The sequence below is a fragment of the Stenotrophomonas sp. genome (genome assembly GCF_050737075.1).
Classification (GTDB): Bacteria; Pseudomonadota; Gammaproteobacteria; order Xanthomonadales; family Xanthomonadaceae; genus Stenotrophomonas.
In genome coordinates this window covers 1-18,275 of the sequence record NZ_JBOHXV010000017.1, presented here as the reverse complement: position 1 = coordinate 18,275, position 18,275 = coordinate 1, and the positions used below count along the sequence as shown (strand labels likewise).

The 18,275-nt window shown below is 64.5% G+C and carries 27 protein-coding genes; all 27 read left to right on the top strand.

Going from position 1 to position 18,275, the window contains the following annotated elements; translation table 11 throughout:
- Window positions 1–42: 42 nt before the first annotated feature.
- Window positions 43–495: a hypothetical protein gene (locus tag ACREPD_RS06205; protein ID WP_431598509.1), complete on the top strand. Its 453-nt coding sequence runs from the start codon at window positions 43–45 to the stop codon at window positions 493–495.
- Window positions 495–2,483 (top strand): transposase domain-containing protein, encoded by a 1,989-nt coding sequence (locus ACREPD_RS06200; protein ID WP_431598508.1) that lies wholly within the window; start codon window positions 495–497, stop codon window positions 2,481–2,483. Before ACREPD_RS06205 ends, ACREPD_RS06200 begins: the two co-directional genes overlap by 1 nt.
- The gene (locus ACREPD_RS06195) at window positions 2,483–3,706 is read left to right on the top strand and encodes an AAA family ATPase (RefSeq protein WP_431598507.1); all 1,224 of its coding nucleotides are present in this window, start codon (window positions 2,483–2,485) and stop codon (window positions 3,704–3,706) included. Before ACREPD_RS06200 ends, ACREPD_RS06195 begins: the two co-directional genes overlap by 1 nt.
- A complete protein-coding gene (locus ACREPD_RS06190) occupies window positions 3,706–3,924 on the top strand; it encodes a hypothetical protein (protein ID WP_431598506.1) in 219 nt (72 codons plus the stop codon). The genes ACREPD_RS06195 and ACREPD_RS06190 overlap by 1 nt, the downstream gene beginning before the upstream one ends.
- Complete coding sequence (locus ACREPD_RS06185; protein ID WP_431598505.1) at window positions 3,921–4,214, top strand: hypothetical protein; 294 nt, start codon at window positions 3,921–3,923, stop codon at window positions 4,212–4,214. Before ACREPD_RS06190 ends, ACREPD_RS06185 begins: the two co-directional genes overlap by 4 nt.
- A gap of 24 nt (window positions 4,215–4,238) precedes the next feature.
- Window positions 4,239–4,769, top strand: coding sequence for a hypothetical protein (locus ACREPD_RS06180; protein WP_431598504.1), 531 nt, complete (start codon window positions 4,239–4,241; stop codon window positions 4,767–4,769).
- A 22-nt stretch (window positions 4,770–4,791) separates the two neighbouring features.
- Window positions 4,792–5,409, top strand: a complete 618-nt coding sequence (locus ACREPD_RS06175) for a DUF3164 family protein (RefSeq protein WP_431598503.1) — start codon at window positions 4,792–4,794, stop codon at window positions 5,407–5,409.
- A 1-nt stretch (window position 5,410) separates the two neighbouring features.
- Entirely contained in the window at window positions 5,411–5,695 is a 285-nt protein-coding gene (locus ACREPD_RS06170; RefSeq protein ID WP_431598502.1) for a hypothetical protein, read from the top strand.
- On the top strand, window positions 5,692–6,090 hold the full coding sequence (locus ACREPD_RS06165) for a DUF2528 family protein (protein ID WP_431598501.1): 399 nt from the start codon (window positions 5,692–5,694) through the stop codon (window positions 6,088–6,090). The genes ACREPD_RS06170 and ACREPD_RS06165 overlap by 4 nt, the downstream gene beginning before the upstream one ends.
- Window positions 6,083–6,508, top strand: a complete 426-nt coding sequence (locus tag ACREPD_RS06160; protein ID WP_431598500.1) for a gp16 family protein — start codon at window positions 6,083–6,085, stop codon at window positions 6,506–6,508. Before ACREPD_RS06165 ends, ACREPD_RS06160 begins: the two co-directional genes overlap by 8 nt.
- Window positions 6,505–6,756, top strand: a complete 252-nt coding sequence (locus tag ACREPD_RS06155) for a hypothetical protein (protein ID WP_431598499.1) — start codon at window positions 6,505–6,507, stop codon at window positions 6,754–6,756. Before ACREPD_RS06160 ends, ACREPD_RS06155 begins: the two co-directional genes overlap by 4 nt.
- Window positions 6,756–7,358, top strand: coding sequence for a hypothetical protein (locus ACREPD_RS06150; RefSeq protein ID WP_431598498.1), 603 nt, complete (start codon window positions 6,756–6,758; stop codon window positions 7,356–7,358). Before ACREPD_RS06155 ends, ACREPD_RS06150 begins: the two co-directional genes overlap by 1 nt.
- A complete protein-coding gene (locus tag ACREPD_RS06145) occupies window positions 7,358–7,786 on the top strand; it encodes a Mor transcription activator family protein (RefSeq protein WP_431598497.1) in 429 nt (142 codons plus the stop codon). Before ACREPD_RS06150 ends, ACREPD_RS06145 begins: the two co-directional genes overlap by 1 nt.
- Window positions 7,783–8,151 carry a hypothetical protein gene (locus tag ACREPD_RS06140; RefSeq protein ID WP_431598496.1) on the top strand — a complete coding sequence of 123 codons (369 nt, stop codon included), beginning with the start codon at window positions 7,783–7,785 and terminating at the stop codon, window positions 8,149–8,151. Before ACREPD_RS06145 ends, ACREPD_RS06140 begins: the two co-directional genes overlap by 4 nt.
- 149 nt (window positions 8,152–8,300) lie before the next feature.
- A complete protein-coding gene (locus ACREPD_RS06135; protein ID WP_431598495.1) occupies window positions 8,301–8,624 on the top strand; it encodes a hypothetical protein in 324 nt (107 codons plus the stop codon).
- Window positions 8,621–9,313, top strand: coding sequence for a transglycosylase SLT domain-containing protein (locus tag ACREPD_RS06130; protein ID WP_431598494.1), 693 nt, complete (start codon window positions 8,621–8,623; stop codon window positions 9,311–9,313). Before ACREPD_RS06135 ends, ACREPD_RS06130 begins: the two co-directional genes overlap by 4 nt.
- A gap of 14 nt (window positions 9,314–9,327) precedes the next feature.
- Window positions 9,328–9,954, top strand: a complete 627-nt coding sequence (locus tag ACREPD_RS06125) for a hypothetical protein (RefSeq protein WP_431598493.1) — start codon at window positions 9,328–9,330, stop codon at window positions 9,952–9,954.
- A gap of 204 nt (window positions 9,955–10,158) precedes the next feature.
- Complete coding sequence (locus ACREPD_RS06120; RefSeq protein ID WP_431598542.1) at window positions 10,159–10,362, top strand: TraR/DksA C4-type zinc finger protein; 204 nt, start codon at window positions 10,159–10,161, stop codon at window positions 10,360–10,362.
- Complete coding sequence (locus ACREPD_RS06115) at window positions 10,359–10,637, top strand: hypothetical protein (RefSeq protein WP_431598492.1); 279 nt, start codon at window positions 10,359–10,361, stop codon at window positions 10,635–10,637. Before ACREPD_RS06120 ends, ACREPD_RS06115 begins: the two co-directional genes overlap by 4 nt.
- Window positions 10,634–10,939: a VpaChn25_0724 family phage protein gene (locus tag ACREPD_RS06110; RefSeq protein WP_431598491.1), complete on the top strand. Its 306-nt coding sequence runs from the start codon at window positions 10,634–10,636 to the stop codon at window positions 10,937–10,939. The genes ACREPD_RS06115 and ACREPD_RS06110 overlap by 4 nt, the downstream gene beginning before the upstream one ends.
- Before the next feature lie 5 nt (window positions 10,940–10,944).
- On the top strand, window positions 10,945–11,511 hold the full coding sequence (locus ACREPD_RS06105) for a phage protein Gp27 family protein (protein WP_431598490.1): 567 nt from the start codon (window positions 10,945–10,947) through the stop codon (window positions 11,509–11,511).
- A complete protein-coding gene (locus ACREPD_RS06100) occupies window positions 11,511–13,169 on the top strand; it encodes a hypothetical protein (protein ID WP_431598489.1) in 1,659 nt (552 codons plus the stop codon). Before ACREPD_RS06105 ends, ACREPD_RS06100 begins: the two co-directional genes overlap by 1 nt.
- On the top strand, window positions 13,163–14,737 hold the full coding sequence (locus ACREPD_RS06095; RefSeq protein WP_431598488.1) for a DUF935 domain-containing protein: 1,575 nt from the start codon (window positions 13,163–13,165) through the stop codon (window positions 14,735–14,737). Before ACREPD_RS06100 ends, ACREPD_RS06095 begins: the two co-directional genes overlap by 7 nt.
- Complete coding sequence (locus tag ACREPD_RS06090) at window positions 14,730–15,929, top strand: PBECR2 nuclease fold domain-containing protein (RefSeq protein ID WP_431598487.1); 1,200 nt, start codon at window positions 14,730–14,732, stop codon at window positions 15,927–15,929. Before ACREPD_RS06095 ends, ACREPD_RS06090 begins: the two co-directional genes overlap by 8 nt.
- 141 nt (window positions 15,930–16,070) lie before the next feature.
- Complete coding sequence (locus ACREPD_RS06085) at window positions 16,071–16,589, top strand: phage virion morphogenesis protein (RefSeq protein ID WP_431598486.1); 519 nt, start codon at window positions 16,071–16,073, stop codon at window positions 16,587–16,589.
- Between the two features lie 255 nt (window positions 16,590–16,844).
- Window positions 16,845–17,942 carry a phage protease gene (locus ACREPD_RS06080; protein ID WP_431598485.1) on the top strand — a complete coding sequence of 366 codons (1,098 nt, stop codon included), beginning with the start codon at window positions 16,845–16,847 and terminating at the stop codon, window positions 17,940–17,942.
- A gap of 35 nt (window positions 17,943–17,977) precedes the next feature.
- On the top strand, window positions 17,978–18,275 hold a 298-nt coding region (locus tag ACREPD_RS06075), incomplete at its 3' end, for a hypothetical protein (protein WP_431598484.1).

The window sequence follows — 18,275 nt, the reverse complement described above, 5'->3', positions numbered from 1 at the left end:
CCCCAGGCGCCGTCGCGCCACCAACGAGCAGGAGACGCAAGGATGAATCGTCACCCCCGCCAGAACTACCTCCCCAATGACTTCTTTCTGGCCCCGAAACCCATCGCCCAGACCGCTGGAAGCATGGATTACCGCCAGATCGTCAGCGTCATGGTCGGCCAGATGCTGGAAAGCGCCCACGCCGCCGGCCTGGACCGCTATGAAGTCGCCGCCCGAGCCAGTCGCCTGACGGGCCAGCACATCTCCAAGGCCATGCTGGACGGGTACACCGCGCCGAGCCGGCAGACCTTCAATATCCCCCTCTGGATCGCCCCGGTGCTCCAAGTCGTCTGCGGCTGCAGCGAACTGGCCGAGTGGCAGGCCGAGAACATCGGTGGCCAGCTGCTGCTCGGCGCCGACACCCTGGACGCGGAGATCGGCCGCATGGAGCGTCAGCGCATCGGGGCCAACAAGCGCCTACGCGCCCTTCGTAACCTCAGCGAGAGGTCCGCGTAATGGCAGACGGTTCGCTGCCGAATCGGGGCACCCTCGATCTGGCTTCTCTCGCTACTGCGCTGGCCAAGTCCAAGCGCGCCCTCGAAATCCGGGCCTCCCGCGAAAACTGGCCCTTTGAGTCCCGCAACGTGCGAGGTGGCCAGCAACGGATGTTCTCCCTGGCCAGCCTCCCGGCGGACGTCCAGGCGGCCGTGGCCCTTTCCTCTCAGCCTGCGGCCCAGGTATCGCGCCCGGCTAACGCGCGTCATTCCAGCGCCGCCGCGATCGCCTCGGCCTGGCAGCGCTATGAGGCCGTTCCCCAGCACCTGAAGGAGGAGGCCCAACGGCGCCTGCGCGCCCTGCAGGCGGTCGAGCGTCTGGTGGTTGACGGGCGGCCGGTGATGGATGCCCGCACCCTGGTCGCGGTCCAGCTGCAGCGCGAAAACCTGCGAGGGGCGAGCGTCGCCAGTCTCGGCCGCTGGGCTGCCCTGGTGTCCAAGGTGGACAAGCATCACCGGCTTGCACTGCTGGTCCCGGGCTACGCGGGGCGAACGGCCAAGGCGGAAATCCCCTCCGAAGCCTGGGACGTTTTCAAGGCCGACTACCTCCGCGTAGAAGCGCCCACGGCCAGCAGTTGCTACGACCGGGTCAAGCGCATTGCCACCATCAAGGAATGGCCGGCATTGCCGTGTTTGAAAACCTTTCAACGACGGATTGAAGCCGAGCTGCCGCGTGCTGTGCTGATCCTGGCTCGACAGGGCCAGGAGAAGTTCGATCAGACGTTCCCGACCCAGGAACGCGACCGCTCGGTTTTCCACGCCCTGGAAGCGGTCAACAGCGACGGCCACAAGTTCGACGTGTTCGCCAAGTGGCCAGATGGCACGGTGGCGCGACCGATCATGGTCGGCGTCCAGGATCTCTACAGCGGAAAGCTGCTGGGCTATCGGATTGCGGAAACTGAGTCTGCGGACCTGGCGCGCTTCGCCTTCCGTGACGTGATGGAGCGCTACGGCATCCCGTCAAAGGTCTGGCTGGACAACGGTCGCGGATTCGCTTCCAAGATGCTGACCGGCGGCACTGCAAACCGCTTCCGCTTCAAAGTTCGGGATGACGACCCCACGGGCGTCCTGACCGCAATGGGTTGCGAGATCCATTGGGCCACGCCGTACCACGGCCAAGCCAAGCCCATCGAGCGCGCCTGGCGCGACCTCTGCGATCGCATCGCAAAGCATCCAGCCTTCGCAGGCGCGTACACCGGCAACAAGCCGGATGCCAAGCCGGAGAACTACGGCAGCAAGGCCATCCATCTGGATGAGTTCGTGCGGGTGGTCAACGAAGAAATCGCGGCTCACAACGCCCGCGAGGGCCGCCGCACGCGCACGGCCGCAGGTAGAAGCTTCGACGCGGCCTTCCAGGAAAGCTACGCCAAGGCACCGATTCGCAAAGCCACGCCTGAGCAACTGCGGGAGCTACTGCTCTCCACGGATGTGGTCACTGGCGACCGGCGGGACGGGTCTGTACGCCTCTCGGGCAACCGCTACTGGAGTGAGGCGATCGCGCCCTACGCCGGCCAGAAGCTGATGCTTCGCTTTGACCCGGAACAGCTGCACCAGGCGGTGCAGGCCTACACCCTGGCGAACGTCTACATCGGCCAGGCCGAGTGCATCGCGGCGGTTGGCTTCGCCGATACGGGCGCGGCACGTGAACACGCTCGCGCCAAGAAGCAGTACCGGACGGCAACCCGGCAGCAGCTGGCGGCAGAGCGCCGAATGGACGCATCGAAGGTCGCCGCGCAGCTGCCGGCTCCGATGCCCGAAGAACTGCCCCCGACCGGCGTCATTGCACCGATGTTTGGCCGCCGCAAGGCACCTGCAGCAGCCGTGCCTGACGCGGAGTACCGCCGCACGGGTACCGACGACAACGAGAGTGCCTTCATCACGTTGATGGGGAGCATGGCCAGCCGCAGCAATGCGACCTCTCTCTGGAAGGCTCCGGAGGATGAAGCGTGATGCATGCCATCGAAGTGCAAACAGGATTTATGAAGCGCCGCGCCTACCTGGAGCGCTTCGCCAAGGAAGGCTCCCACCCGGCTCGGTATCGATCCCAGGCCCGCATCCAGTCCGGCGTCGATTCGAGGGTGAACCCTCGCGGCACTGCACCTGGTGCGGGCCTGGAAAGGCGGAAAAAACTCCTCGCCAAATTGAAACGAAAGCCACTGACACCGCAGCAACCCTACCTTCCCGAGGAAATCCGCACCATGAATGTCTCCGCCCTGCCGACCGCTCAGCTCGAAGAGATCACCCCGGAGCAGCTGTCCGATTTGCGCGATCGCATCCGTGCAGTCGCAGAGGACGATAAGAGCTACTCCCAGGCACGCATTGCCCGCGAGGCCGACCTCAGCACCGCCACCGTGTCTCAGTTCCTCGGCGGCTCGTACAACGGCAACCTGCAGAACGTCGGCCGTAAGCTGACCAATTGGCTCAAAGCGCTGGAAGAACGCAACAGCACCGGCAAGCTCCCCGAAGGCCCGGAATGGGTGAGGACCCAGACTGGCGAGAAGATCATCGCCGGGCTGCAGTATGCCCAGATGGCCGCTGATGTGGTCCTGATCTGCGGCGGCGCAGGCGTTGGCAAGACCAAGGCCATCGAGCGCTTCCGCAAGTCGAACCCGAACGTTTGGCACGTCGAGCTGACGCCCGCCACCGGCAGCGTGCTGACCTGCCTGCAGGAAATCGCATTGGCCATGGGGCTGCGCGACCTGACCAACTCCAGTGCCTACCTGCAGCGGGCGATCTTCGCCAAGGCGCGCGGGACCAATGGGTTGCTGGTGCTGGACGAAGCGCAGCACCTTTCGGTGCCGGCACTGGACCAGGTCCGTGCAATTAACGACCAGGCGGGGATCGGCCTGGTGCTGTGCGGCAACGAGAGGGTCTATCAGCAGATGAGCGGTGGAAACCGCGCCGCATACCTGGACCGTCTGTACAGCCGGATTGGCAAGAAGATCGTGCTGAAGAAGGCGACCGTAGCGGATGCCGACGCAATCATCGCGGCCTGGGGCATTGAAGACACCCCGTGCAAGGAGCAGATCCGCTCGATCGCCGCGACACCGGGCGCGCTGCGGGTTCTGAACAAGGTGCTGCGCCTGGCGGCGATTTATGCCAAAGCGAACAACCGTCGTATTTGCTGCGACTCGATCAAGTACGCAGCCCAAGAGCTGGGAGTGCTGGGCTAATGGCAAGGCGCATTCCTCGCATCACCGCTGACCTCATCAGCGCCGTCGCTGCCATCAGCCAGCTCCGCGCAGAGGAAGCGCTGCGCCAGCGTTGCCACGTTGTCCAGGCAATTGCCGCGCGGGGCACCCCTGTTGATTCCCTGACCGTTGGCGAGCTGCTCCAGCTCGCCAACGCATCCAAGCAGTTCAACAACCTCCCGAGGGAGATCCCGGCATGAGCATCGCAACCAAGGCTGTCCCCACTTTCTTCGACCTGCTGAAGGCCGCTCAGGGCGCGGTCGGCCAACTGGCAGATCACGGCTGCGTCCCGCGCTCGATCTCGATCAACGGCGGCAAGCCGCTGATCGTCATTGACCCGCCGCGCGACCACGCCTTCCTGGTCGGCGTGCAGCACGTCCGCAAGGGCGGTGGGCAGATGGTGAAGCGCACCGTGATGGCCGCTCCGTTCCACGGCTGCCAGATCGAATGGGAGGTCTGCACCCCCACCACCATCCAGACCCACCACTGAACCAACTTGAGGGAACGAAAAGTCATGAACAACACGCCTTTCACGGACGACCAGCGCAGTGAAGTGCAACGCCGAATCATCGCTGAGGTATCGGCCCAGGGCGGCATGATCACTGCAAGCCAGCTCCGCGAAGTGCTGGACGACGTGCCTGCCGGGGAACGCGCGCAGGCAGTGGTGGCGCTGCAGCAGCAGCGCCAGCTGGAGACTACGGGTAACGGAGCGCATGCGGTCCACGCCCTTGTCCGCCTGTCGTCCAGCTCCCCTGTAGCCCACGTGGCGCCATTCGAGCATGCGGAACTCTCAGCCGCGAAGTCTGCCCCACCTTCGCTGCTCCAGCGGTTCGGAGTCGCAGCGGTGCTGTCTGTCGACTGCGGCACGCCGGTAGGCCGCAAGAACGACCCGCTGGCGCTGCGCAACCGCATCAATGCCATCAGCCAGGACCTTGATGAGGCGCTGGTAGACGCGTGCAGCATCGAGCTGCCGCACACCGCAATCCAGAGACTGCTCGAAGCCAGCCGTGCCACGCGCGCCGCAGCCGACAGCGTCAGCAACTGATCACGAAATAGAGGGCAATAGCATGCAAGGCACCAGCATCATCCCGTCTGGCTACAGGCAGGACGCAAAGGGGAACTTGGTCCCCGAGAAAAACATCCGCCCCATCGATCAGGCCCGCGATGAGCTGGTCGCCGAGCTGGCCAATGAGGCAAAGCGCCTCCACGCCCAGCTGGCTGCATTCAAGATCCGGGCGTACGCCGACATCGCTGCCTTCGTCCAGCTCAGCGCAGAGGAATACAGGGTGTTTATCGGGGGCGCCAAGGGGAACGTCACCCTCATGGCGTTCGACGGCCGCTACAAGATCATTCGCCAGATCCAGGAGAGCATCCGCTTCGATGAACGCCTCCAGGCGGCAAAGGCGCTGATTGATGCGTGCCTGGTCGAATGGACGGAAGACGCGTCTCCAGAGATCCGCGCCATCATCAACGATGCCTTCCGAATGGACCAACAGGGCAACATCCGTACCGGTCAGGTGCTGTCGTTGCGGCGGCTTCAGATCGAGGACGACCGCTGGCAGCGCGCCATGGTCGCGATCGGCGAGGCTGTCCAGGTTGTGGGGAGCAAGGCCTACGTCCGCGTCTACGAGCGCGATGGCAAGGGCAAATATCAGGCGATCACGCTCGATATGGCGGGGGTCTGACATGGCTCACAGTGATCCCGCCGCCGAGGTAATGGCACTCGCCGCTCAGATCGCAGACCGGACCGTGCGCTGCGACATCGAGCTGTTCGCCAGGGACACATGGATTGACGATGTCCAGCACTTCGACCTGACTGCCCCTCGGCTCTACGACGAAGACGTCGAGATGGTGAGGGACGCGGTGATGTACATCCAGCTTCGTGGTGATGTCTTCCCGTGGGTGATGCACCGTCACCCGATTCACAGCCACATGGTTCGTTTTGAGGAAAAGAAGGAAGAGGCGCGATGAACTCGATGAATAGCGACACCAAAGCCGGGGCCAACCTGAGGCGCTACAAGGTTGAAAGGGACTGGGGCGAAGGTGAAGTCACGCTCGACGTCGATCACAACGTGCTGACCCCAGAGATGGCGCAGACCATCAATTCGTTCTGGACGGGGGCACAAGACCGAATCGATGAGGCTGACGGCGACGTTGTCTTGGCGGTGATCAAGCTGGCCGGCGCGGAATTCATGGCTTGGGTTCTAGATGTGAACTCGAGCTATTCCGTCGCTGGGATGCAGCAGGAGTTTGATTCGATCGAAGGTTGGCCAGCAGGCAACCACGGCATTCGTATTGTCGACTTCGATGACCGCCCGGATATTGATTCCGCCTCCATGCAGGTGACGGAGGTGACGCGTGGGTAAGCAGGACGCCCGCCGCGCACAGATCGCCAAAATCCACATGGCAGCAACCCAGCTCGGGCTGGACGACAGCACCTACCGCGCCCTGCTGCGCCGGATTACCGGCAAGGACTCAAGCGCCGTGATGTCGGCCACTGAGCGCGACCTGGTCATCCGCGAGCTGAAGCGACTCGGCTTCAGCGACACCAAAAAGACCAGCGGCGGCGCTGTGTTCGCCGGCAGGCCGGATACGGTGGAAGAAACCCCGATGCTGAAGAAGATCGAGGCGCTGCTCGCCGACGCGGGGCGCCCCTGGAACTACGCGATCGCGATGTCCAAGCGCATGTTCAAGGTTGAACGTTTGGAATGGCTGAAGGGTGACCAGCTCCACCGACTGATAGCCGCCCTCCAGATCGACGCAAAAAGGAACAGCAAGAAGTGAACACAGAAGAGAAATCACAAGTGATGGAAGCTGCCGCCCAGGCAGCGCTAAAGATGACCTTCCAGCATGTGCTGCAGCTCCCGTCGCCGCAGGTGATCCCGTACCTCACAAATGTGGTTCTGCTGGGCGTTGAGCTGCTCAGGGCCGGCGGCACGGAGGATGAGTTCGTGCGCGCTTTCCTGGGTGGCGCCGTGGACAGCCTTGACGCGCCCCCGGCGCTTTCTTTCAAGGATTCTCGGACCAACTGATGAAAGCAACATGCCCCGAATGCGGTTCACAGGGCCACGTGAGTGCGTTCTTTGTCGAGGACGACGGCAAGCGCCTGGCCATGACCCTGGCCGCTATGCAGCCGGAGCTGGGCAAGGCTGTGCTGGGCTACCTCGGCCTGTTCAAGCCGGCCAAGACAGCCCTGCGGCTGTCCCGTGCCGCCAAGATCGCCCAGGAAGTCGCCGACCTGGTTGCAACCGGCCAGGTGTGCAAGGACGAGCGATCGGGCGTCCGCCGCTCCGCGAACATGGCCTCCTGGGCCAACGGCATCGAACAGATGTTGGCTCAGCGACACTCCCTCACGCTGCCACTGGAGTCCCACGGGTATCTGCGTGCCGTGGTCTACGGGCTGGCCGACAAGGCTGACGCCGCTGCCGAGCGCCAGCGCGAGGCGGACGCCCAGACCGGCAGGCACCTGTCCAGAACATCAGGCACGGCCAGTGTCACACCTTCGCCGAATGCCGAAACGCCGCTGCAGCGCCAGCTCACCTGGATCAACCAGATGGTCGAGTTCGAGCAGTTCAGCCCGGAAGAGGCCGATGAGCACCGTCGGCAAGCCCACGAGAAGTACGGAGAGCAGTGATGGAAGACCAGCGCGATCTGATCGGAATGCCCGAAGGCGTCGAGGCCGACGAGATGCTCGCGCGGGCGCCCATGGAGCTGCCGGAGGCCCAGTGGGCCGGGATGCTGAGTGCCTTGGTCGCGGTGGTGGAAAGCAAGTTCCGCCGCATCGGGCTGGACAACGAAACCGCCACGCGGCTGGCCATCGCCGCCGTGATGGCTCAGGGCGAGTATGCCGGAGGTCGCTCGATCTACATCCCCAGAGGCATTCGGCTACGGAACGCCCTGCGGGATGCGGAGATCTACCGCCGAGCCAAGCGCGGTAACATTGCGGACCTCGCCCAGGAGTACGGGCTGACTGAAGTCAGCGTCTACCGGGTGCTGCGCGAGCAAAGGGATCTGCATTTGTCGCGGGTCCAGGGGCGGTTTAATTTTGGAGAACAGGCATGACCAACGGATTGAATCTGCTTGCAGCGACGGTGGTGGCGTTCGCCCTGGCAGGATGCGCCAGCCAGGCGAAAAGCGACCTGGTCGCATCGGCTGAGAAGGCGGTTCGGCACGTCGCAACAGATCCTGGCTCGGTGCAGTTCCGCGAAGTCCGGGTTGTGCAACTGGAATCGGCTGCCGGCAAGGCCCCGATTGTCTGTGGTGAGTTCAACGCGAAGAACCGGCTAGGCGGATACACGGGCTTTGAACCATTCGCGTGGCACCCTGATGGAAAGCTGTTGGCTCGGTCGCTGTTCCCCCGAGAGGGACAAAGCATCGCCGACGCTGGAATAGCCAGCTTGTGTGCAGGCGTACTTCCACAGATTTGAATCATTGAATGGCCCCGCTTAAGCGGGGCTTTTTCATTGACGGATGTTAGTCCCCCCGACTTGGCGCGCGCGCGGATGCTGTGCGTACCGGGGGACGACCAAGCGCAGCAGCGCTTGCGCACCCCGCTACCCATCAAAGCGGAGTGCCCATGCAACCCAACAATCCTTTCCTGCGTATCACTTCGGCAATCGGCTCACTGCTGGACCGCATTGGCCACATCTGGCTGTGGTTCGCAATTAGCCTGGTGCTGCTGGCCGTGGTGGCACTGATCAATCCCGTCCTGGTTGCCTCCTACATCTGGGCGGCATCCAAGCTCACCATGGCGGCCGCCATCGGATTCGGCGTAGACCTGACTGTGTTTCGGGGCGGCGATCCCCGGCACCTGCAGGACGGCCTTGAAAAGTCGATGGCGCAGACGCGCCGAGTCACCCTGATCGCTGCGGCCATGATCGCGGCAGGGTTGATCGGATGAAGCGGCGCGGCTATCCCGACAGGGCGCTGCGCCTGGTCACGGCGGTGGTCCTGGTGCTGCTTGCGATATTGGCGGTGGGAAGCTGCCGCACCGCGCAGGCATCGGAGCCGCGCCCTGGAGCGGTTCGCATTGCCCCTGCGTCGGCCCTTTATCGGCACCGAGTCGAGCAGGCGACCGCGCGGGCCTGGGGCGTCCATGGCAGCCCAGCGCGGCTTGCCGCCCAGCTCCACCAGGAGTCAGGCTTTCGAGCAGATGCACGGTCCCCGGTAGGGGCACAGGGCATCGCTCAGTTCATGCCCAAGACCGCGAGCTGGATTGCGACGGTGTTCCCCAAGGAACTGGCGTCGTTCGATCCATGGAATGCGCAGCAGGCGATTCTCGCGGCTGCACTGTACGACCGATGGTTGCTCGACCGTGTGGCCGTGTATGGCAGCGGCGCGATGTCCGAGTGCAGCCGTTGGGCATTCACCTTCCGCGCTTACAACGGTGGTGAGACGGCGCTAAATCGTGAGCGAAGCCTTGCCTACAAAGCCGGTGCCGATTCCAACGATTGGCACCAGGTCGCCAAGTATCGCTCCCGCGCCGATTGGGCCCATCGCGAGAACATCGGGTATCCGCGCCGAATTCTGCTGGTGCTGGAGCCGGCGTACATCGCTGCCGGATGGCCGGGGAGTTCTCCATGCCAGTAGCACGCACTGAAACGATGGCCACGAAGTTGCTGGTCCTGGCGCTGCTCTTCGCCACCGCCGTGGCGGCTGGGTTGTGGGCAGGCAACCGCTGGGCTGAGGGCGGCCAGGCCATCAAAGATCGAGCCGAGCAAAAGGCCTTCATCGGTCAGCTGGAAGAGCAGGTCGCGCAGCTGCACACCCGAGCAGCCAGTACCGCGATCGCTTACGCCGAAGCAATCGACCGCATGAACACCATCTCCACATCCCTGGAGCAAAACCGTGAAGAGAACCGGAAGTTCGCCGAGGGCCAACGCGCCGCGCTGGCGTCGCTGCTTGATCGGCGCCCTGAGCTGCGCACTACTCGCGCTGGCGATGACGTCCTGCAGCACTGGAACCAAAGCAATCAGGGGAAATCCCCAGCCGCCGCCCCCGCCAGCAATACCCGCCAGTCTGAAGCAGGAATGCCCGGCGCTGCCGATGGCTCCCAACGACCTGTGGGCAACCCTCCTGGGAAACCACGACCTGGTGGCGTCCCTCTATCACGACTGCAGCGATCGGGGACGGGCATTGATCCTGGCAACGGACGAATGGGAGGCCACAGCCTGGCAGTGGTACTGCCGAGCGCTGGAGACGCAAGTTCTGCCTGCGGGGTGCACGGATGAAGGGCGGCGCAAGCGAGAGGGACCTGCTGATGCTCCGCAACGAGTACGAGCAGCTGGCGCTGACGTGCCGCACTGAAGCGAAGAGGCAGCGCGGCGATCGCGCTGCGGCCCTGGAGGGCCAGGCCCGCGCCTACGTCGGATGCGCGGCGGACCTCAACGACTTGATCATTGGAAGGAAACACCCGAGTGCAAGACGACGTTGATATGGCTGGCGAGGTCGATGCGCGGGCGTGGGAAGTGTTCGAGCAGGGTCGCCGCGCTCGCGAGGCTCATCGGCCAGGGGCACCGACCACCCTCACTCCCATGAACTGTGATGACTGCGGCAGTGAGATTCCGGCAGCAAGGCAACGCGCCGTGCCAAGTACTCGTCGTTGCATCAGCTGCGCCACGGCGCGGGAGACCACATGAACGGCGGTGCTGTGAACGGCCCGGTGGTGGTGGGTCTCCTCGCCCTGGTCGTGGTGCTGGTGGCGATCACGCTCATGGTGGTGTTGCTGCTGTGGTGGCGGCATTCGGGCCTGTCTGATCGGGTCACGAAACTGGAAGTCCACTACCAACACCACTTGACCAGCAGAGAAGTGCGCCAGGTGTTCGACCGGCTGGCAACGCTAGAAGCAAAGACCGACGCCACGAACACCATGTTGAAAACCGTCCAGGAACACCTGTTGGAGAACGAGGAATGACCCAGAAAACCTTTGCTGACCGCCTGCGCGAGGACCGCCGCCTGGTCCTGCTGCGGCTCCTGGCCGAACAGAATGGCTATCGCGCCAACAGCTCCACGCTCCACTCTGGCCTGCATCACCTGGCCGTAGCCGGCAGCCGCGACGATGTGCTCACCGACCTGACCTGGCTGGGTGAGCAGGGCTTGCTTCGCGTAAGCGAGGTAGTGCCTGGCGTGCTGGTGGCTGAGCTGACCATCCGAGGCCAGGACGCGGCCAGTGGCATGACCGCCGTGCCCGGCGTCAGCCGCCCGAGCGCTCGGTAATCGCCATGGCCTCCCCACGTCGCGGAAAGTCCAGCATTCAGCGCCTGCCTACCCAGCAGCGCAGCCACATTGAGCGGCTGCTCCGCGAGGACCGGCTGACGTTGGCTGAGATGATCGCCGACCTGCAGACCACGTTCCCTGGTGAGCCGGCAGCGGAAGTTTCCAAGTCGGCGCTGCATCGCTACGGCAAAGGCTTCTCCGAGCTGACCTCGCGGATGCGAGAGATCGAAGCGGTTTCGCAGGCCGTGATCGGAGAGCTGGGCGAAGGCGTTGGCGAGAAGGCCGGCGCGCTCCTGGGCCAGGCGATCACGACCCTGGCGACGAACGCTGCGCTCAAGGCGCACGAAAAGGACGACATGAGCATTGAGGACATCCGCAAGCTGGCCCGAGCCGCCAAGGATGCGATGGACACTCAGCGGGTCAGCGTCAACGTGCGTCGGGCGATCGCCCAGGAGGCTCGCGAAGCAATGGTGCGTGAGCAGGCCGCGAAGCTGGACAAGGTCGTCAAGTCCGGAGGCCTCTCCGAAGAGACGGCCAATGACTTCCGCAAGAAGATCCTGGGGATCGGCTGATGGCAACTGCGAAGACCTCGCCCAAGACTGCCGGCAAGGGTGTTCCGCTCAAGGGGTCGCTGGCCGAAGCGACCGCCAGGGCCCTCCGGCCACACGATCTGCTGGAGCAGGATCTGCCGGCTTCGCTGGCGGCCCAGGTCAACAGCGCGGTCGATGCCGTGCTGCTGCGATACCAACAGGACTGGGTTGCCGATGACAGCGACCTGAAGGTGGCCGAGAAGAGTCGGCGCGTCGGCCTCACCTGGGCCGAGGCATCCGACAACGTCCTGATCGCTGCCAAGTCCCGCCAGGGCGGCGGGATGAACGTGTACTACATCGGCTACAACATGGACATGGCCATCGAGTACATCGAGGCCTGCGCCATGTGGGCGCGCGTGTTCAACCAGGTGGCCGAGGAAGTCGAGGAAGGCGAAGAGGTCTTCAAGGACGGCGACGATGAAAAGTCGATCAAGACCTACACGATCCGGTTTGCCAGTGGCTTTCGTATCGTGGCACTGTCCTCTCGCCCCGCCAACCTGCGCGGCAAGCAGGGTGTGGTGGTCATCGATGAGGCCGCCTTCCATGGCGCCCTGGATGAACTGCTCAAGGCTGCGCTGGCCCTCCTGATCTGGGGAGGCAAGGTGCGCGTCATCAGTACGCATGACGGCGATCAAAACCCGTTCAACGAGCTGGTGAACGAGATCCGCTCGGGTGCGCGAAAGGGAAGCGTGCACCGGATCACCTTCAAAGAGGCGGTGGAACAGGGTCTGTTCGGCCGAGTCTGCATGCGCAAGGGCGTGGCTTGGGACATAGATGCTCAGGCCAAGTGGACCGTGAGCGTCTACGCCTTCTATGGGCAGGCGGCCGAGGAAGAGCTGGACGTCGTGCCGAGCCAGGGATCGGGCGCGTGGCTGACGTCGGCCCTGGTCGAACAGCGGATGTACGGCGCACCTGTCCTGCGCTACACGTGCCCCAAGGGGTTCGAGCAGGAGCCGGATCAGGTCCGTTGGACGGCCGTCCAGGAGTGGCTGGACCTCGAAGTGGGTCCGCTGCTGGCCGAGCTTCCCCAGGACCTGCAGAGTGTGTTCGGTCAGGACTTCGGCCGTTCGGGCGATTTGACCGTGATGGTGCCTGCACAGATCGAGCAGAACCTGCGTCGGCGCATCCCTTTCCTGCTGGAGCTGCGCAATATGCCGCACAAGCAGCAGGACCAGGTGGCCAAGTACGTCATCAAGCGGCTGCCGCGCTTTGTGAAGGCGGCAGTGGATGCGCGCGGCAACGGCAACGCAGTTTCCGAGTTCCTGGCACAGGAGTTTGGCTACAGCCGGGTGGAGCTGATCATGGCCACCGAGGGTTGGTACCGAACCAACATGCCGCCGCTGAAACAGGCTTTCGAAGACGACGCCATTGCCGTTCCACGCGACAAGGACGTCCTGTCCGACCTGCGCGCGATCAAGATGATCAAGGGCGTTGCCCGCGTCCCGGAGCGCTCCACCGGCAAGGACGGTGGCCAGCGCCACGGCGATGCCGGCATTGCGATTGCACTGATGTACTACGCCAGTCGACACCCCGGCTCAGAAATGGCATGGACCCCCATGCCAAAGTCCAGCCGCGGATTCGACACCGTCGCCCACGGCGACGACGACGACCTCACTCTCTCGGAACCTGAAGCATGGTGACCACCTCCCGCATCCTCGGCCCCGATGGCCAGCCATTCCGCGTGACCGAGCTGGCCGCGCCGCAGACCGCCCACGCAACCCAGCTGCAGCGCGAGTTCCAGGGCCATCCGTCGCGCGGACTGACCCCGACCCGTCTGGCGTCCATCCTGCTAGCGGCCGAACAGGGCGATGCAATCCGCCAGTACGAGCTGTTCGAAGACATGGAAGAGCGGGATGCCCACATCTTTTCCGAGATGTCTAAGCGCCGCCGAGCTGTGGCCGGCTTGCCCTGGAAGATTGCCCCGCCGAAGAATCCCAGCGCCGCCGAAAGGAGTGCCGCCGAGCAGCTGCAGGAAATGCTGGAGTCGATGGACAACCTCGAAGGCATCCTGTTCGACACCACCGATGCCATCGGCAAGGGCTTCGTCAATCAGGAAATCGAGTGGGGGCGTATCGGATCGGCCTGGCAGCCGAAGTCCATCCTCCATCGGCCGCAGTCTTGGTTCCAATTCCATCGTGGCTATCAGCAGGAAATCCGTCTGCGGAACGGCACAGGGGAAGGCGAAGCGCTCCGGCCGTTCGGCTGGATCACCCACACCCATTCCGCCAAGAGCGGCTACATGGAGCGATCCGCGTTGTTCCGCGTCCTGGTCTGGCCGTACCTGTTCAAGAACTACAGCGTGGGCGACCTGGCCGAATTCCTGGAGATCTATGGCATTCCCATGCGGATCGGCAAGTATCCGCCAGGCGCTTCGGAGAAGGAGAAGCTGACCCTGCTCCGCGCCTTGATGCAGATTGGCCACAATGCGGCCGGTATCATCCCGGAAGGCATGACCATGGATTTCCCGGCCGTGGCGGAAGGCGACCCCAAGGCCTTCGAGCTGATGATCGAATGGTGTGAGCGCAGCCAGAGCAAGGCCATTCTGGGCGGCACACTGACAAGCCAGGCAGACGGCAAGTCCAGCACCAACGCGCTGGGCAATGTGCATAACGAGGTCCGCAAGGAGCTGAAGGACGCGGATGGAAAGCAGGTCGCCACCACGCTGACGCGTGACTTGGTCTATCCACTTGCGGTACTCAACGGACTGATCCCACAGGGCGATCGCCGCCGCTGCCCGCGCTTCGTCTTCGACCTGGCCGAAACCAAGGACATCACTGTGTTTGCTGAGGCCCTTCCGGCGTTGGTTGGCCTCGGCATGCGCATCCCCCCATCCTGGGCGCACACGGAGCTGGGCATTCCCGAGGCTGGGCCTGACGAACCGGTGCTGGGTGCCACCCCTGTCGCGCCGCAGGCCGACCGGGCGGCACTGAGCCGCGCTCACCCGGCGGCTGCAGTTGCAGCACCCCGCGATCGAGAGGACCAGCTCGTTGGGTTGGTCGCCGATGAGATCGACCCGGTGGTCGCGGGATGGGTGGATAAGATCCAGGCGCTGGTCGATGGCGCCCGCGACCTGGAACAGGTGCGCGAGGGCCTGCTGGCGCTCCTGCCGCAGCTCTCCACAGAACAATTCACCCGCGCCATGCAGCATGCCCTGGCGATCGGCGGAGCCGCCGGGATGCTCGATGGATTGGAGGACAGTCGTGGCTGACGTCCGTGGCAACTTCGGCAGCTTGCCAGAGGCAGAGGCGTACTTCCGCAACAAGGTGAACCTGCCCACCAGGCGATGGGACGATCTTTGGCAGGGACAGCACGCGCGTGCCTTCGTGGTGGCCGGCGCGACCCGTGATGCGCTGTTGAGCGATCTTCGCCAGGCCGTCGACGCGGCGATTTCCCAGGGCGAGACGCTGGAGGACTTCCGCGCGCGATTCCGCGACACGGTGCAGCGCAATGGATGGACTGGGTGGGCCGGCGAAGGCACCGCTGGCGGCGAGGCCTGGCGCACATCAGTCATCTACCACACGAACCTGCGGACCTCTTACATGGCAGGCCGGTGGGAGACTCTGCGGCGCTTTCCATACCTGCGATACAGGCACAACACGGTGCGCAACCCTCGCGAGCATCACCGGGCGTGGGATGGCCTGATCCTGGCCAGCACCGACCCGTGGTGGGAGACGAACTACCCGCCCAATGGCTGGGGTTGTCGCTGCAGCGTCATTGGCGTATCAGAGGCGAAACTCCGCGCCGACGGACTTCGTCCGGGCCAGGCACCTGCACCCGTCGAAGGCGATCCGCCTGCGGAGTGGGCGTACCACGTGGGCCATGCGAACAACGGCGCGCACATTGCGGATGCGGTACTCGCCAAGGATGCTGGCGCAAAGTGGTCTGAGCTGCCCGGCAGGAGTGCGGCTGAGTCTGGCCGTCCCGCTCAGGTGCCCTTAGACACTGCCATTGCCCAGCCGTTGCCCAGCGGCATCCGAGACCCGCAGCGGGTGCGCGAGGTGTGGCGGGAGCTTTACGGCGAGACTTCAACCCTGCGCGATCCTTCCGGCGACCAGGTGCTGCTGACCGACCAGGTCATTGAGCATTGGCTGGAAAAGCCATCCCGCCTGGACGGCCGTGAGAAGTATCTGCCCCTGCTGGCTGAAACCATCCAGGCACCGTTCGAGATCTGGGCCAACTTCGCCCAGAACGATGCTGGCCAGGTCGGCCTGCGGCGGTACTACGTGAAGCGCGTAGAGGTCACCGAAGGGGAAGGTGCGGCGCAGAAGCGTTATTCCCTGACGGTGATTGCCGAGGTGCTGCCGGGCGGAGTGTGGGGGTCGTTCGATTTCTTCCGTGGCAACAAGCCGCAACCGCGATCACGGCAAGGACTGTTGGTATGGGGGCGAACAGAGAAATGAGCCTTTGCTCACAGACGCGCCAGTTCGCTCTGCGGCGCTTCCTGCAGGGCCTCGGGGACTGGCCCACCCTGTGGAAGGATTGCGGCGCTGAGGCCGCTACACCAGGGGCGGCTGGTCCCCGGTCCGTGGCCGGAGAATACCATGGCCAATGAGCCGTTGATCCTACACGTCGATGCGGAGCAGGCCGAGCGCTGGTTCGGAAACCTGCTGCGCCGAAGCGCCGATCTATCCGGGCTAATGGCCCAGGTCGGTGAGGACCTGACTGAAAGCACCCAGGCTCGCTTCGATACGGGTGTTGGCCCTGACGGGGTGGCATGGGAGCCACTGGCCGATGGATCGGGGCGGACGCCGCTCAATGCCACCCACCGTACCCGCGACGGCATTCACCCCATGTCCGGAATTGACTGGGTGGAGATCCGCGCTGACTCCAAGCAGGCCCGCTGGCATCAGGAAGGCACGTCACCCTACGTCATCAAACCAAAGGACAAGAAGGCATTGGCGTGGCCAGGTGGTCCCGGACCGCGCGGCGGAGTGAACCACCCCGGCCTGCCGGCCCGCCCCTTCATCGGCATCAGCGCCGAGGATGCGGATGGGATCGAGCGCCTGGCCGTCGCATGGCTGGACCTCGGAGCTGATCCCTCCGATTTGGGTGGCGCCTAGAACGGCCCCAGAGGCCCGCTAAGCCCCCCTCACTGCGACCACCGTCCGACGATGACCCTCCGAGGGGCGCCCAGGGCGATTTAAACGCCTTTCAAACGCTGTGCTGGCCCACTGTGAAGCCCGCGTTTGCGCTGCGGCCGTTTTTTTCGCGAAACGTGTACAGTTTCCCGGCCGGTCGACCGCAATGGCGCCGAGCCAATTTCACTGACGCATGTTAGTCCCGGCGCAAGGCACCAACCGGCCAATCTGGCCGGGATGAACAAGACCTCCCTCGCTGCCAATCTCCTGTCCGTTGCGATCGCCGCGTGCAGCTACTCGCTGCCGCTCCAGTTCGATGACGACCGCGTTGTTGAAATCCAGCTGACGCCTGCAGGCGCGTTCCGCCCCAACGACGGGCGGCAGATGAAGGTTGCCGCCTGGACAATCGACGCCGGCATCGCCAGCAAGGTGATTGGGCGTTTCAACGCCCGAAAGACCCCGCCTGTCGTCGACTACGAACACCAGACGTTGCACAAGGAAACCAACGGGCAGCCCGCGCCGGCCGCTGCCTGGATGCGGGCGCTGCAATGGCGCGAAGGGTCCGGGCTTTGGGCCACCGTCGAACTGACGGCCCAGGCAGCTCAGCAGATCCGCTCCGGCGAGTACCGCTACATCTCGCCGGTCTTCCTCTACGACGAGAAGACCGGCGAGGTGCTGGCCATTGAGATGGCCGCCATTACCAACACCCCCGCAATCGACGGCATGCAGGCGATGTCGCTGCGCGCCGCCGCGACTTTCGCGTTCCACCCCGACCCCGAGGAATCCTCAATGACCCTGCTCGAAGCCCTGCTGGCCGCCCTCGGCCTGCCCGCATCCACCACCGAGGACCAGGCGATCGCAGCCTGCTCGGCGCTGCATTCCCATGCGGCCGCACTGAACGCCCAGCTGGGCGCCGAGGGTGCCGCCGCCATTGCCGCCTGCAGCGCGCTCAAGACCAAGGCCGCAGGTTCCGCACCGGACCCGGCCAAGTACGTGCCGATCGGCGTGGTCGAAGAACTGCAAGGTCAGATCGCCGCGCTCAGTGCCAAGCAGAATGCCGGCGAAGTCGCCGCCCTGGTTGATGCGGGCCTGGCGGACGGCCGCATTCTGCCGACCATGAAGGACTGGGCAACCGACCTGGGCAACTCCAATGTTGCCGCGCTGTCCGCCTACTTGGACAAGGCCGCCCCGATCGCCGCCCTGACGTCGAGCCAGACCGGCGGCGCCGCACCGGCCGTCAAGGATGAGAACGGCCTGACCGCCGCCGAACTGGCCGTCTGCAATCAGACCGGCATCTCCCCCAAGGACTTCGCCGCCGCCCGGCCGCAGGCCTGATTGGCACCTCGCCTCAACTCACAAGGACCATTGCAATGACCGCAGCCACCCAAGGCCGCAACACCAAGCGCCGCTCCGGCGAACGCGTCGGCCACATCGTCAATCCCGGCTCGACCATCCATGCAGGCACGCTGGTAGCGCTGCTCACCGCCAACGGTAATGCCGTGCCGGCCGGCACGGCGGGCGCCGGTAACGCCGTCGGCGTCGCCGAAGAATCCGTCGTCGGCAACGGTAGCGCCCTGGTCGACACCTGGCGTGGCGCCGCCTTCCTCTTCGCCAACAGCGCGGCCGCAGATGCCGTGGCCCGTGCAGACATCGGCGCCAATGCCTTCG